The following is a 15,078-nucleotide window of genomic DNA, read 5'->3' as shown; positions in this document are numbered from 1 at the left end:
CAAAAAGCCGAAAAATACGCTCTTGTCGTGTCCAAATAGGTGTCAGAGGATCGGTGCATGGCATGCCCGGACAGGGCTCGCCTCGTTAATCGGACAAACATCACGAAAGGCGCCGGATGATCCAGGGCAGTCGGCCGGTGGGAGCAGAGCGGCAACCTCCAGGCCAACCGGGCCGGTTAGACCAGCCAGGCCAACCGGGCCGGCCGGGGCAGCGCGTGTCGGCCGCCGACACGGTCGCGGAGATGATCGAGGCCCGCCTGGGCCGGACGGTCGACCCCGACGAGAACTTCTTCGAGGCCGGGCTCAACTCGATGGCGCTGGTCGAGCTGCACGCGGACATCACGGGGGTGCTCGGTATCGACATTCCGGTCACCTCGATGTTCACCCGGCCGAACGTGCGGGCCCTCAGCCGCCTCGTCGAGGGCGCGCGGGAACCCGTCAGGAGCGAACCCGCGCGCCCGCGCCCCGTCGGGGGCAGCCGCAGGGACATACGCGCCCGTATCCGCCGGGACGGCGGGTCACCTCGGTGACGAGTACCGCGCCGATCGCGGTGATCGGCATGGGCCCGCGCGCCCAGCTCTCCTCCGGTGCCGTCCCGGGCGAGGCCGCCGAGGCCGCGCTGGAGAACGCCGGACACGACCCCGCGCGCCCGCCGGGCGTGCTCGCCGTCCACGACACGGCCGAGGCCGCCTGCCTGGCCCTCGCCCTGGGTCTCTGCGACCTCGCGGTCACCGTCTCGGGACCGGGCCTGGGCGCCGTCGCGGAACGGGGCACCGCGATCGCGCTCAGGCGCCTGAACGACGCCCTCCTCGACGGCGACCTCGTACGCGCGGTGATCGAGGCAGTGATCGACCACCCGCCCGGGACCGTTCCCTCCGGCACCGATCCCGCCCGCAGCGGGTCCGGTGGCGGCTCGGCCGCGCGTCTGCACGACCCGCTGACGGTGAGGGACGGCTTCCCGCCGGTCCACCTCCCGGCGGACTCCCGGCCCCGCGTCGTCGCCTGGTCGGGACGTACGGCGGAGGAGGCCGACACCGTAGGGAAAGGCCTGGCGGGGTTCTTCGCCACCCTCGCCGCCGACCGGTTCGCCGACGCCGTGGCCGTCCTCCAGCGGGGGCGCACCCCGCATCCCGTACGGGGCGCGGCCGTGGCCGCCACCCCGGCGGAGGCGTCCGCCGCCCTCGCCGTGACCCCGGCGGCCCCACCCGGCGCTGTGGCCGGGACGGGCGTGAGGTTCGTCTTCCCCGCCGGTGGCGCCGGACGGCTGGGGGCCTCGCTGTACGGGGCCGAGCGGCTGTTCAGCGAGGCGATGGACGTCTGCCTGGAAGGTTTCGAGCGGCACGGCGTCGACCTCTGCGACGCCTGGCTCGCCGGGGAACGTGACGACGACCCGGTGACGTTCGCGGTGACCTACTCCCTGGCGGCGACCCTGACCGGCTGGGGTGTCACCCCCCTGGGCTGTACGGGAGAGGGCGTCGGCGCGCTCACCGCCGCCGCCTTCTCGGGAACGCTGGGACTGGACGAGGCGATCGCCCGGGTGGCCGCCTCCGTCACGCCGCCGGAGCGGGTGTCCGAGCCGGTGCCCAAGCAGGTGCCGGACGACGCGATGGCGGTGTCCGAGCCGGTACCGGACGGCCTGGTGCCGCCCGAATCGGTGCCGGACGACCTGGCGGTGCCCGAGCCGGAGACCCGTCGTGAGACGGTCCCGGGGCGGGAGTTCGCCGGTGCGGAGAGCACGCTGACCCTCCTGGTCGGGACGGCCGGGGGACCGGCGGACGAGAGGACGATCGGCTGCGGCGACGACCGCCGGGGCCTGCTCACGGCGCTCGCCCGGCTGTGGACACTCGGCTGCCCGGTGGACTGGGTCGCCCTCGACCCCGACCACCCCCTCCAGCGCCTCCCCGTCCCGGGAGGACGTCGCGACATCCCGGCGACACCCGTTCCCGTACCGGCTGCCGCGTCGCGGGAGCGTGAGGGCGCGTCGCCGGTCCCGGAGGGCCTGCCGGAGCCCGCCGAGCCGCTTCGCGGCCCCGGCGCGGTCCCGTACTCGTTCTGGATGCTGGAGCAGCTCGCCGGGTCGAGCGGGGTGTCCAATCTGGCGGTGGCGTTCAGGACCCGCGAGCCGCTGCGCAAACTCCCGCTGCAGATCGCGGTGAACCGCCTGCTCAAGCGGCACCCCGCGCTGCGCCTGCGGTTCCCCGAGGTGGACGGCGCGCCCGTACGGCACCTCACCGCCCCGAAGGACGCGCAGATCAGGCTGGTGAGCGGGGAGACCACGGAGGAGACGCTGGTCGCCGACCTCCAGAGGTTCCTGGACGAGCCCTTCGACCTGGGGCGCGACCTGCTCTTCCGGGCCGGGCACTTCACGCTGCCCGACGGCGGCGGGAGCGTGGTCTGCCTGGTGACCCACCACATCGTCATCGACGGCGCCTCGATACAGTCCCTCGTCGAGGAGCTGGGCGGCTTCTACGACGCGCAGACGAGCCGGGAGCCGCTCCCCGCCGCGCTCTCCGGGACCGCGCCCATGCTGGAGCCGGGGGAGGCGTCGCGGGAGTCGCTGGACTACTGGCTCGACCGGCTCAGGGACGTCGATCCGGCCGCGATGGTGCTCCCCGGCAGCAGGCCGTCGCCCGCCCGGCCCACCTTCGCCGGGCACACCTGCTCCTGGGAGGTGGACGCGGACACGCGGCGGGCGCTCGACACGCTGCGGACCGGCCTGCGCACCACCGACAACATCGTGCTGGCCGCCGCGTTCATGCTCACCCTGCGCGCCCACGGCGCCGGTCCCGAGCTGGTGGCCGCGATGCCGGTCACCACCAGGACGGCCGCGATGCGCGGCCACATCGGCTACGGCGTCAGCACCCTGCCGATACGGGTGCGCGCCGACCCGGACGAGGGGTTCGCCGCCCTGGTCAGGCGGGTCGAGGACGTCTTCTTCGAGGGGGTCGAGCACGCGGACGCCTCGGTGGAGGCGGTACTGGTCGAACGCGGGCACGGCACCGGAGACTGGAGGGTGCCGCTGTTCCGGCACATGTTCAACTACCGGCCGTGGACCGACGACCAGATCAGCATCCTGGGCTCCGTCCCCGAGTACGTCGAGGACCTGTTCGACCGCAGCCGCCTGGACCTGCAGTGCATCGCGGTGCAGGAGCCCGGCAGGCTCACGCTCAGGGTCTGGCACAGCACGGAGGTCCACGACGAGGCGGAGATCGCCGCGTTCGTCGCGCGGATGACCGCGCTGCTGCGGCGGGCCGCCGAGGACGCGCACCGGCCGCAGCGGGAGCTGGACTCCCTGTCCACGGCCGACCGGCACCTGCTCGACCGGCTCAACGACACCGCCAGGACCTGGGACGGCCCGGCCACGCTGCTGGAACGGATCGTCACCCGCACCGGGAACCTTGAATCCGGCGACCGGGAAGCCGTCCGTGAGAGCCTGGGTGTCCGTGACGGCGACCGGGAAACCAGCCGCGAGAACCCGGATGTCCACGACGGTGGCCGGGAAACCGTTCGTGAGAGCCTGGATGTCCGTGACGGCGACCGGGAAACCAGCCGCGAGAACCCGGATGTCCACGACGGTGGCCGGGAAACCGTCCGTAAGAACCCGGCCGTCCACGACGGTGACCGGAAGACTCGTACCGGGGTGGCGATTCTTGACGGTGATCGGGAGGTCACCTACGACGAGCTGCTCGCCTGGGCGGCCACCGTCAGGGACACCCTCGTCTCGCGCGGTGCGGGTCCCGGCGACATCGTGGCGCTCGGCCTGAGCCGTTCGGCGGAGATGGTCGCCGCCGTGCTCGGCGTCTGGGCGGCCGGAGCCGCCTACCTGCCGCTGGACCCGCGCCAGCCCGAGCTGCGCCTGGCCTACCAGGTGGAGGACTGCGGGGCCCGCCTGGTCGTCGCCGAATCCGGGGCTCCCTGGGCGGGCGAGGTTCCCGTACTCCCCATGCCGCAGGCCCCCGCGTCCGATGCCGGGACCGGAGCGACTGGTGCGGCGTACCGGCTGGATCCGGACGAGGTCGCCGCGACGGTCACCGGGGAGTCGATCGCCTACGTGATCTACACCTCGGGGTCCACCGGGAGGCCCAAGGGGGTGGCCGTCACCCACGGCAACCTGGCGAACCTCGTCCTCGACTTCGCCGACCGGCTCGGGGCGGGCGCGGCCGACGCGGTGCTGTGGTCCACCACCACCTCCTTCGACATCTCCGCCCTGGAGCTGATGCTCCCGCTCACCGTCGGCGGCACCCTGGTCGTCGCCTCCGACGACGACCAGCTCCAGCCACGCAGGTTCCTGGAACTCATCGCGGCGCGGGACGTACGCGTCGTGCAGGCCACCCCGACGGCGTGGCGGCTCATCGCCCCCGAGGTACGCGACGAGCTGGCCGGGCGCGTCGTGCTCTGCGGCGGGGAGCCCATGCCCGCCGCGCTCGCCACGGACCTGCTGGGCCTGGGCTGCCGGTTGTTCAACGTCTACGGGCCGACCGAGACGACCATCTGGTCCACCGCCGCCGAGATCCTCGGCCCTCCGGCCGACCCGGTGCCGATCGGGGTGCCGCTCGCCAACACCCGGATCTTCGTCAGGGACGCCGACGGGCGCGAGGCCCCGCCGGGCGTACCGGGCGAGCTGTGCGTGGCGGGCGACGGGGTGAGCGCCGGGTACGTCAACCGGCCGGAGCTGACCGCCGAGCGGTTCGGCGAGCATCCCCGCCACGGGCGCTTCTACCGGACCGGGGACATGGCCAGGCTCAGGCACGACGCGACCCTGGAACTGCTGGGCCGCGACGACCGTCAGATCAAGCTGCGCGGGCACCGCATCGAACTGGGCGAGATCGAGGCGGTGCTGCACCACCACGACGCCGTCAAGGTCGCGGCCGTCATCGTCCACGACGACAGGCTGGTGGCGTTCGTGCAGCCCACGAACCTGCCCGACGGGGAGGCGGGGGCCGCGCTGCGCGAGGAGCTGTGGCGGTACGCGGGGACGCGGCTGCCGGACTACGCGGTCCCTTCGGGGATCGTCCTGGCCGACTGGTTCCCGACGACCGCCAACGGCAAGATCGACTATCGGGGGCTGACCGTCCCCGAGGACGAGCCGGTGTCCGCCTCCCGTACTCCGGCGAGCTCGGAACTCGCCGAGGGGGTGCTGCGGCTCTGGCGGGAGGCGCTGCGCCGCCCGGGACTCGGCGAGCACGACAACTTCTTCCTCAACGGGGGACACTCGGTGCTCGCCGTACGGCTGATCGCCCCGCTGGAGGAGCTCGCGGGCCGGGCGATCAACGTCCGCGCGGTCTTCGACCATCCCACCCCGGCCGAGCTGGCCGCGTTCATCCAGGAAGGGGCGGGCTCGTGACTCTCTCCCCGAAGCCGGGGCCGAAGGCCGTCGCACGGCCCCCGGCCTCCTCCCCGGGGCCGGGCTCCCCGGAACCCGCGCCCGACGTCCCCGCGCTGGAAGGACCCAGATGACCGCGCCGTGGTTCGTGCCGGTGGGGGAGCGGCCGGGGGGCCGGATCCGCCTGTACACCTTTCCCAACGCGGGCAGCGGCCCCGCCTCGCTCACCGGCCTGGCCGAGCACTTCCCCGGCGAGGTCGACGTGTGGGCGGTGAACCTCCCCGGCCGCCAGGCCAGGCTGGCCGAGCCGCCGGTCGAGGACCTCGACGCGCTCGTCGACACCCTGGCCCGCGACCTGCTGGCGACCGCCCGCGAGCCGTACGCGCTGTTCGGCTACTGCAGCGGCGCGCTCCTGGCCTACCTGGTCTGCCGCCGCCTGACCGAACTCGCCCCGGCCTCCGGACCGGCCGGGACCGGACTCCCGGCGTCCTCAGGACCGGGGCCCTCGCCGGAACCCGCCGGACCGGAGTCCTCCGAGCCCGGCCGGTGGCCCGAACGGCTCCTGGTGGGGTCCTTCGCCGCGCCGGACGTCACGCTCCTGCTGCGCAGGCTGCCGTCCCTGCCGTCGTGGCTGTTCTGGGACCAGCTGATCGAACTGGGCGGCGTACCGGCGGAGGTGGCCGAGCGCGAGGTGCTCAGGCCGATCCTCGAACCCGCCCTGCGCGCCGACTTCGGGATGCTCGCCCGATACCGGCACCGGAAGGGGCCGCCGCTGCCCGTACCCGTCACCGTCCTGTACGGCAGCCGCGACGGCTCCATGTCGCGCGGCGGGCTGCTCGGCTGGCGCAGGCAGAGCGTCTCGCGGCCGTCGATGCGCGAGCTCGACGCCTCACACTGGCTGGCCGAGGAGACCCCGGGCCCGCTCGCCGCCGTCATCGCAGAGGAGATCGGATGCGTCTCGGTTACAGCATGAGCTACTGGGGCGGCGCCGGGCTCGGTCCCGCCGACCACCTCACCCTGGTCCGCGAGGCCGAACGGCTGGGCTACGAGTCGGTGTGGGCCGCCGAGACGTACGGCACCGACCCGGCGAGCCTGATGGCGTGGATCGCGGGCCAGACCGAGCGGATCGCGCTCGGTACCGGCGTGCTGCAGATGTCGGGCCGCAAGCCCGTGGTGGCGGCGATGACGGCCGCCACCATCGACCAGATCTCCGGCGGCCGGGCCCGGCTGGGCGTGGGCGTGTCGGGGCCGCAGGTCGTGGAGGGCTGGCACGGGGAGCGCTTCGACCGGCCGGTGGCCCGCGCCCGCGACTACCTGTCGGTGCTGCGGCTGGCCCTGGCCGGGCGCCCGGTGAGCTACTCGGGCCAGACCATGACGCTGCCGCTCCCCGGCGGGCAGGGCAAGGAGCTGTCCCTGGGCGTCTCCCCGGCCCAGAAGCACCTGCCCGTCTATCTCGGCGCGATGGGCCCGGAGACGACCGCGCTCGCCGGGGAACTGGCCGACGGCTGGCTCGCGATCCACTTCCCGCCCGAGCACCTGGCCGAGCGCGCGGCCCAGCTGCGCGCGGGCGCGGCGCGGGCCGGTCGCAGCCTGGACGGCTTCGACGTCGCGCCGATGATCCTCACCCTCGTCGACGACGACGAGGAACTGGCCTACGACATGATGCGGCCCATGCTCGCCCTCTATCTGGGCGGCATGGGCTCGCGCCGGACCAACTTCTACAACCGCCTGGCCCGCTCCCTGGGCTTCGAGAAGGAGGCCGAGGCGATCCAGGAGGCGTTCCTGGGCGGTCGCCAGGGCGAGGCGATGTCGCTGCTCCCGGACGGCCTGGTCGACGCGATGACGATGTGCGGGCCGCCAGGCAAGCTCCGCGAACGGGTCGCCGCCTACCGCGAGGCGGGCGCCACCTCCATCGTCGTCGGCCTGGTCACCCCGACGCTCCGCCTGCGCCTGGAACAACTGGAACTGGTCGCCGACCTGGTCACCTGAGCCGCGGGTTCCCCGCCGCCCACGCCCGCGTCAACAGGGCGTGGGCGGCGTTCGACCGCGGGGCCGGATTCCCACAGCGGCGAGGGCTCGTGTGCTACGACGCGAACACGAGTTCGTCGTCACCGGCACACGTTCGCCTACCTGGTCGGCTGTGTGAACCGGATATCACGATTGAGCGGCTGTGACTGATTTTCCCATCCGATGGGCGAGCGCGGCCACCACTGTTCCGGCTATCACGACGACGGACAACGACACCCGGAAGTTCGTCAGGTCCACCAGGACTCCCACCAGGAGAGGGGCGACCAGGAAACCAATTCGTGAGACCAGGGAAACCATCGCGATCCCCGCACCGGCGGCGACTTTCGGCAGTCGGCCGACCAGGCTGAAAGCCACCGGAAAAATCGGGCTGGCCCCGAAACCGGCCACGGCGAAACCCGCGATCGCCGCGATCGGCGTGGCCACGGAGAGACTGACCGCGAAGGCCACGGCCACCAGCACTCCGCCGCTCACCACCACCTGTGTCGGCCCGAACCGGTCGACCAGGCGATCGCCGACGACACGTCCCGCGGCCATGAACACCGAGAACGCCACGAACGCGAGCCCGGCCACCCCCGGCCCCGCGCCGAGATCGACCGAGAGGTACACCGCGCTCCAGGACTGGGGAACGTCCTCGATGAAAGCGGCGAACAGCACCATCAGCCCGAGGAACAACAGCACCGGTGTGGGCCGGGCGACCCCGTGGCCTTTCCCGCCGGGGGACGGCTCCGGGAGCGTCACCCCTGGCTGTGCGAGCAGGCCCCTTCCGGCCATCAAGGCCACCGTCCCGAGGACGGCGCCGACCACCAGAAGGTGCACCGCGACGGGCGTGCCCGAAGCCGCGGCTCCCGTTCCTACCAGACCTCCCGCCACCGCCCCAATACTCCATGACGCGTGAAACCCGCTCAGCAGCGACCGTCCATGTCGTTGCTCGACCAGAACGCCGTGCGCGTTCATGGCGACGTCCATGAGCGCGTCGGCGCTTCCGAGGAGCACCAGTGCCAGCAACAGTGCCCACCAGGACGGCGCCAGAGCGGGCAGCGTCAGGCACGCACACAGGGTGGCGATCGCCACCAGGAGCACGCGGCGACTCCCGAAATGATCCACAAGCATGCCCGCGAAAAACGTGAATATCATTCCGCCCAGGCCAATACCTGTCAGCGCTATCCCCAGTGTCGTCGCGTTGATGGCCAGGTCTTCCTGGACCGAGGGAATACGTGGAGCCCAGGTGGCGAACGCCGCACCATTGGCGAAGAAGGCCGCCATGACAGCCCATCGTGCTCGGCGAAGAGCCTTCGGATCAATGCCGGGTTCGGTCAACAACGTGTCTCCTCGTATCCGCGCGAAATCAGGAGGGCGGCCAATTTCCTGTCGGCTGACCGCGACCGCGGATCTGGCGGGCTGGCTGAGATAATCAGTGGACGATGCCTTGTACTTGCGCATGAAGACGCCTCGACGTGGCGGCCACGACACTGGCGGTCTCTGACGTGAAACCCGCTCCCGCGAAGTCGGTCACCACTCCGCCGGATTCCTGAACGATGAGCGCACCCGCCGCGTAATCCCACGCTTCACCGTCCACCTCGGCGAAGATGTCCGCGCTTCCCTCTGCCACCTGACACAGCGCCTCACCGCCGCAGCCCGTGATCCTCAGGTCATGAACCGAATCCCAGAGCCCCTGAAGGATCACCTGTGCTTCCTCTCTCCAAGGAGGGTGCGAGGCCGAGCAGATCGCCAGGGATTGCGCGATGTCCTCCACAGGATTGGGGCGGAGACGCACAGCGTTTTTGTAAGCGCCACTCCCGCGTTTGGCTGTGTACATGGCCTCCGTTGCCGGAGCATAGAACATTCCTACCATGACTTCGCGCTGATAAGCATACGCGATGCTCACACCCCAAGCGGGAATTCCTCGCAGGAAGTTGTGCGTCCCGTCCAGGGGGTCCACAATCCAGGAGTGGTCGGACCCCTGCCCATGCGTCCCGGACTCCTCCGCTACGATCCGATGGTCAGGGAATTCGTGAAGGATCCTCCCGACAATGCGATCCTCGGCCGACACGTCGGCCGCACTGCTCAGCTGGTGTGGGCTCTTGGGGATCGCCTTGGCGGCTTTTTTCACGAAGTCGCCCTTCAGGATGGTTCCTACTTCTCTCCCGATCTCGACAGACAGGGCGAGAACCCGATCCAGGTCGGCACATCGAGACGGCGAGTTGGCGGCACCGGGACGCCCGGGCTCATCCGTCACAACCTCCCTCCTTCGAGAGCGTCGAAGAAGTGGGCCAGGACGTCGTTGTCCTCGTAGCCAAGCTTCATCCCGATGATTTCGCTTCGGGTGAATAGTTTTAGGGCTTGGCCCTCGACCAGACGGATGGCGTTCACATCGATCCGCGTACGCGTCCAGAAAGTATGTTCAAATCCGTAGGACCGTTGCTTCGACCATAGGTGCTTCACGTCTTCCGGCTGCACAACCAGCTGCATCTCTTCGTACAGTTCGCGGATAATGCAGTCTTGCGCATTCTCATTGTGGTCAACATGGCCGCCCGGGATGCACCAGGTGTTTGGGTACGCGATGGAAGGCTTGTCGTCACGAAGTTGAAGCAGGACCTCGTCCGCGTCGGTAAGGATGATCACCTGTGCGCCGACAGTGCCGTGAGTGTGTTCCTCGGGATTCGGCATACGACTAGACCCGCACCTTTCTCAGGGCGGAGACCACGTCTTCCACATCCCTGTCCGACATGAGAGGGAAGAGCGGGAGGGAAATGATTCTGTCGGACATCGACGTGGCCACCGGCAGGTCACGTTCGGCATCCGAGAACACCTCCCTGTAGAAAGGCTGAAGATGCATCCCGCGGAAGTGGACCCCCGCTCCGATGCCCTCGGCGCGAAGGTGGGCGATCACGCTGTCTCTCTGTGCCTCCGACATGCCCTCCTGGAGAGCGACGATGTACAGGTGGCGAGCGTGCCGGTCGAGGGGCCTGATGGTGTTCAGCGGCGCCAGCCAGGGAAGGTCGGCAAGTTGCTCGTCGTACTTCTGTGAGATGCGCTCACGGGCGTCGATGTACCGATCGAGCTTGGGCAGTTGATGTATGCCGACGGCTGCCTGAACATCCGTCATATTGTATTTATAACCTGGCATGTGCAACTGCCAGTGGATCGATCCGGAGGCGGTGTTCCTCTTCCATGCGTCACTGGATATTCCATGCAAGGTAAGCATTCGCGCGACATTTTCCAGCTCCTCGTCGTCCAACGCGAGAATGCCCCCTTCGATGGTCGTCATGTTCTTCGTCGGATAGAAACTAAAGGCGGTCATGTTTCCTCGTGACCCGACCGGTGCGCCCCCGTAGGTGGCGCCGATCGCATGTGCGGCGTCCTCGATGACCACCAGGCCGTGTCGGTTGGCGATGCTCTCGATAGCGTCCATGTCGCACACCTGCCCGGCCATGTGCACCGGCAGGATGGCCTTCGTTCTTGGCGTGATCTCCTTCTCGATCAGCCTCGCGTCGATGTTCAAGGATGTCGCTTCGACGTCGACGAAAACAGGGCGCGCACCGAGGTGCCAGATGACGTTCGCGGTGGAGGGCCAGGAGATCGGCGTCGTGATGACCTCGTGCCCGGAGGAGACACCGGCCGCCGCGAGAGCCACATGCAGCGCCCCGGTGCAGCTGTTCATCGCGATGGCGTGCCGGCTTCCCACGTACTCGCGCACCATCGACTCGAACTTTCTGGTTTTTGGGCCCGTGGTGAGCCACCCGGAGCGCAGAGTGTCGATGACCTCCGCCTCCTCCTCGGGACCGATGTCGGCGACCGCCAGCTGCAAATACCGCTGACGGACCGGCTCCCCGCCAAGAAGTGCCGGCTTCCTCGCCTGTCTCAGCAACGTGTTGACAGTGCTGGCCTCCTCGACCTGGACAGGGGTGAGGCCCTCTTTGACAGCCAACGCCTGTATCTCACGAATGCCGTCAATGGGGAGGTGAGGAGAGACGATGCCCGTGTCACGGTTGAGCGCCGACGCGTCCGCGGCGTAATCTCGCGCGTCAAGTCCCTTGTTCGTCGTAGCCAGGTAGGCGCCGGGCACCGCGGTCACCACCTCTTCGGCGACATCGCGAACCGATGCGTTGGCGCTTACCACGTTGTAGACGGCCGAAGTCGTCGGCAGGGATTCCGCGCCGTTCACAAGGGTGACATACGCGTCGGCCGCGTCCGCGACATGCAGAAGTGGTCGGCGTTGCCTGCCGTCTCCGTCCACCTTCACCGTCTTGTGGAGCACCGCGGAGGCGGTCATCGTGTTGATCATCAAGTCGTAGCGCATACGAGGAGAAGGGCCGAAGAGCGTTCCCATGCGCAAGGAGACCGCGGTGAACCCCGCCTCCGCCTCGGCCGCGATCGCCTCCTCCGCCGCGACCTTCGAGCGGGCGTACGCCGTCAGCGGGGACACGTCGGCACTTTCGTCAAGCGATTCGGCGTCGCTCACCCCGTACACGCTGCACGATGACGCGAATATGAAGGCCCTGGCGCCCTGCGCCTTCGCCAACCGGGCGAAATGAATGGCGGCTTCCACATTGACCGACTCGGTCCAGGACTCGTTGATGTCGCCCGCCGGGTCGTTGCTCAGCGCGGCCAAACAGATTCCCACGTCGATGCCCTCGATCAGGTCGCCCGACAGCTCCCTGGCATCCGCTTCGACGATGCGAAGGCGGGGATCGGCCTCTACCTCTGCGAGCACCTCTCTTCCGAAATAGAACGTGTCTATCGCGACGACGTCATGACCGGCGGACAGCAGTTTGGGGACGAGCACAGATCCGAGATAGCCGCCGGCTCCGGTGACGACGACCCGCCGAGATCCAGTGGTGCCGGACTGGAAAGTGACGTCCTGCTGCACGATGTTTGTGGTGATCATAACGTTCTCCTCAGGGTCCAGGGGTACCAGTGGAACGCCGAAGAATGGCTCTGAGCAGCCACCTGTTTCGGGTGCGGTGAGGGGTCGTGAGGCTGGTTCGGTAGCGACGTCACCGATCGGGCGACCGAAACTGGAAACGGTCACCAGTCGACGTGTTTCCTGCACCTCAAACGTCGCTGTCGGCCTGGCAGGTCCTCGCGTGGATCGACCCGGTTGTTCAGACGGGACTCACGCCTGGCCGACGGTCGTGCCCATCTGTCGCTCAAGATCAGGTGTTGGCCTGACGGTGCGCTGTCTACCTCCGTCAGCTGCGGAGTCCGCGATGAGATGGCACAGCTCAAGGTCGAGAATCGCGTCATCGGGAGGGTTGAGCACCTTACCCGTGCCGCGTACAGCCGCGACGAACGCCTTGGCCTGTTCGCGGAAGGCATTGTTCTGAGGGAAGTCGTACGTTCTGGGGGCTCCGTGCTGGGGGTAGTGAAGCAGCTTCCCGGGTTCCATGTCTCCGGGGGTGATCTCCAAACTCCCGGCCGATCCGAGTATTCGGACGCTCCACGCTTCCAGCCCCGAGGGTTTGACGTAACCGGCGGTCATGGTGCACAGGACGTCATCGGCGAAGGAAAAGGTGGCGACACAGGTCTCGTGCCGGACGGTGCCCGGCCCCGTGTGCACCTTGCGGTTACTGATGGCGGCCACCGTCAGGGGCATTCCGAACAGCCACCGGAGCGGATTGATGAATGTGTAGCTCATGTGGGTGACGATCATGCCCCCACTACTGGCCTCGTCGTAGTACCAGGAGTTCGGGTCCTGGTCGATCAACGCGGTGGTCTGTACACAGAGCACCTGGCCAATCGCGCCTGACCTGAGCAGCTCCGCGGCCGTGTGCCAGACCTGCTTGTAGCGGCATTCATAGCCGGCCTCAACGACCAGCCGCCGCTCCGCAGCCGTCTGCCGCACCTCACGCGCGGTCGACAGGTTGGACGCGAGGCATCCACCAACAAGGACATGCAGGCCCGACTTGAGCCCCCACCGCACCACTTCGTCCTGAACCTGGTGCGGCACCTCGACAAGGAGGGCGTCAGGCTTCGTTTCGACCAACTCCTGGTACCGCTCGGTACTTACCGCGCCGCCGATCCGCTCGGCGAACCTCTGTGCGCGTTCTTGTCGGCGGGCCGCGACGCCGCAGATCTGGACACCGTCGATTTCAGCCAGTGCCGCGGTCCTGACCTCGGCCATTCTTCCCGCTCCGACGACAGCGATACGCATAGTTTTTCCCCCATCTGAGATGGCGTATCCTGATGTGCTGTTTCCGCAAGCCAGCCTTGATCGCAACCGTGCGGGAAACGATCGGCAAGACGATTCCGGTGCGATGGTTCGCCTGGGTCGAATCAAGCAAGAGACATGCCACAGGGCCCCGGGGAATAACTCCCGGACGGCCTTACCGCACCGCGGTGCCAAAGAGGTTCCACGTTGGAGGGGTATACGACGAGGGCCTCGTCGTGAAGCCGTACCAGAAAAGGTGCCAGACGAAGCCTGATTCACCTCAAAGGCTCATCGCCGCACTGATGGACAGAGTCAAGGTGCGGCCAGTGTTCCGCGGGGCTGTTCCCTGCCCGGCTCCGTTAGTCGTTTTCTTCTTTCGGGGTTCGTCTATCGCCCAGCAACTGACTGTACGCATCCCGGGTTCGCGCGTAAGTGGAGCTTTGGTCGAAGTCACGAACGACCGCCGCTCGTGCGTCGATCGCGATCTTTGCCGCCAGGTCAGGATTTCGTAGAAGCATCGCGATGCGGTCGGCGGTGCCCTCGACATCTCCCGGAGCGGCCAGCAGGCCCGTCTGCCCGTCCTGCACGATCTCGCTCAGCCCACCGGTGTCCGAAGCGACGAGAGGCGCGCCCGATGCCATGGCTTCCAGCGCGACCAGACCAAACGGCTCCAGCCGCGACGGCATAACCACAACCGAGGACCGCCGGTACATCTCTCGAACGATGTCAAGAGTGGAGAAGGGGTGCCAGGTAACGTGATCCTGCAGACCGAGAATCCGAATCCTTTTTCGGGCGTCCGTCTCCAGCTCGCCAATCCCCATGATTTCGAAACGGGTTCCCGGGTGGCGGGCACGAACGGCCGAAAAGATGTCCGGGAGGAGGTCGAAGCCTTTTTGCTCGTAGAACCGGCCGACATACGAGACGGTGTCCGGCTCGCGTGTTGCCGCATCTTCGGGTGGCTGGAAGAAGTTGGTGTCCGTGCCGTTGTGAACAACGCAGGTCTTCCCCTTCGTGAACGGGAACCGTGCGTTCAGGTCACACTTCACGGACTCGCTCACGGCGATGACAAGGTCCGCGTGCGCGAGAGCGGAGAATTCCATTTCCAGGTTGAACGGGCCGGGCACGTCGTCGTACGAGCCGATGTCCCATGCCAAAGGCAGGTGGCAGGTGTACACCAGCGGTACACCGCTCTTCCACAGGCTCTGAGAAGCGATCACTCCCGGCCAGTCCTGGCATACCACAAGGTCGTAGCCGCGGCCTCCGGACCGGACTTCGAGGTCATACGCGGTGTACGTGCAAATCTCACCATCGTGGAAAGCGGGTATGTGGATCGACTTCGCATGTAGCGGCCGGTCGCCGAGATAGAACAGGTCGACGTCATCGCCCTGGTCGCGCTGGTGGTTGAGCAGGGCCTCCATGTAAGTTCCAAGGCCGCCCGTGCTGTGAGGCGGATATTCGTATGAAAAATGGGCGACACGCATGCAGAGATGACCTTCCTGGAGGATGAATACGGGAAGTCATACGTCTTTGCGGATGCGGGCTATGGATGCGGGAATCAGTCCCAGGTGTGGTCGAT

The 15,078-nt window shown here is 68.2% G+C and carries 10 protein-coding genes; 4 read left to right on the top strand and 6 right to left on the bottom strand.

The window, feature by feature from the left end; genetic code table 11:
- Window positions 1-215: 215 nt before the first annotated feature.
- The 4 genes from ACW9TB_RS07460 to ACW9TB_RS07445 all read left to right on the top strand — a co-directional run bounded on the left by ACW9TB_RS07460 (window position 216) and on the right by ACW9TB_RS07445 (window position 7,312).
- Complete coding sequence (locus ACW9TB_RS07460) at window positions 216-530, top strand: acyl carrier protein (protein ID WP_472747193.1); 315 nt, start codon at window positions 216-218, stop codon at window positions 528-530.
- Window positions 527-5,344, top strand: a complete 4,818-nt coding sequence (locus ACW9TB_RS07455) for a non-ribosomal peptide synthetase (RefSeq protein ID WP_472747192.1) — start codon at window positions 527-529, stop codon at window positions 5,342-5,344. Before ACW9TB_RS07460 ends, ACW9TB_RS07455 begins: the two co-directional genes overlap by 4 nt.
- 109 nt (window positions 5,345-5,453) lie before the next feature.
- Entirely contained in the window at window positions 5,454-6,296 is an 843-nt protein-coding gene (locus tag ACW9TB_RS07450; RefSeq protein ID WP_472747191.1) for a thioesterase II family protein, read from the top strand.
- Window positions 6,275-7,312, top strand: coding sequence for an LLM class F420-dependent oxidoreductase (locus ACW9TB_RS07445; protein ID WP_472747190.1), 1,038 nt, complete (start codon window positions 6,275-6,277; stop codon window positions 7,310-7,312). The genes ACW9TB_RS07450 and ACW9TB_RS07445 overlap by 22 nt, the downstream gene beginning before the upstream one ends.
- 165 nt (window positions 7,313-7,477) lie before the next feature.
- On the opposite strand, the gene ACW9TB_RS07440 is transcribed toward ACW9TB_RS07445, so the two are convergent.
- From ACW9TB_RS07440 to ACW9TB_RS07415, 6 genes are all read right to left on the bottom strand, one after another.
- Window positions 7,478-8,791 (bottom strand): MFS transporter, encoded by a 1,314-nt coding sequence (locus ACW9TB_RS07440; protein ID WP_472747189.1) that lies wholly within the window; start codon window positions 8,789-8,791, stop codon window positions 7,478-7,480.
- Window positions 8,763-9,587 carry an inositol monophosphatase family protein gene (locus ACW9TB_RS07435; protein ID WP_472747188.1) on the bottom strand — a complete coding sequence of 275 codons (825 nt, stop codon included), beginning with the start codon at window positions 9,585-9,587 and terminating at the stop codon, window positions 8,763-8,765. Before ACW9TB_RS07435 ends, ACW9TB_RS07440 begins: the two co-directional genes overlap by 29 nt.
- Window positions 9,584-10,018, bottom strand: coding sequence for an NUDIX hydrolase (locus ACW9TB_RS07430; RefSeq protein WP_472747187.1), 435 nt, complete (start codon window positions 10,016-10,018; stop codon window positions 9,584-9,586). The genes ACW9TB_RS07435 and ACW9TB_RS07430 overlap by 4 nt, the downstream gene beginning before the upstream one ends.
- Window positions 10,019-10,022: 4 nt before the next feature.
- Complete coding sequence (locus ACW9TB_RS07425; protein ID WP_472747186.1) at window positions 10,023-12,239, bottom strand: aminotransferase class I/II-fold pyridoxal phosphate-dependent enzyme; 2,217 nt, start codon at window positions 12,237-12,239, stop codon at window positions 10,023-10,025.
- A gap of 228 nt (window positions 12,240-12,467) precedes the next feature.
- Entirely contained in the window at window positions 12,468-13,505 is a 1,038-nt protein-coding gene (locus tag ACW9TB_RS07420) for a Gfo/Idh/MocA family protein (RefSeq protein WP_472747185.1), read from the bottom strand.
- Window positions 13,506-13,861: 356 nt separating this feature from the next.
- Window positions 13,862-14,983: a glycosyltransferase family 4 protein gene (locus ACW9TB_RS07415; RefSeq protein WP_472747184.1), complete on the bottom strand. Its 1,122-nt coding sequence runs from the start codon at window positions 14,981-14,983 to the stop codon at window positions 13,862-13,864.
- Window positions 14,984-15,078 lie beyond the last annotated feature (95 nt).

It is taken from the genome of Streptosporangium sp. H13245 (genome assembly GCF_055690525.1).
Note: the sequence above shows the minus strand (reverse complement) of the source record. Positions and strands in the feature narration are given on the sequence as shown.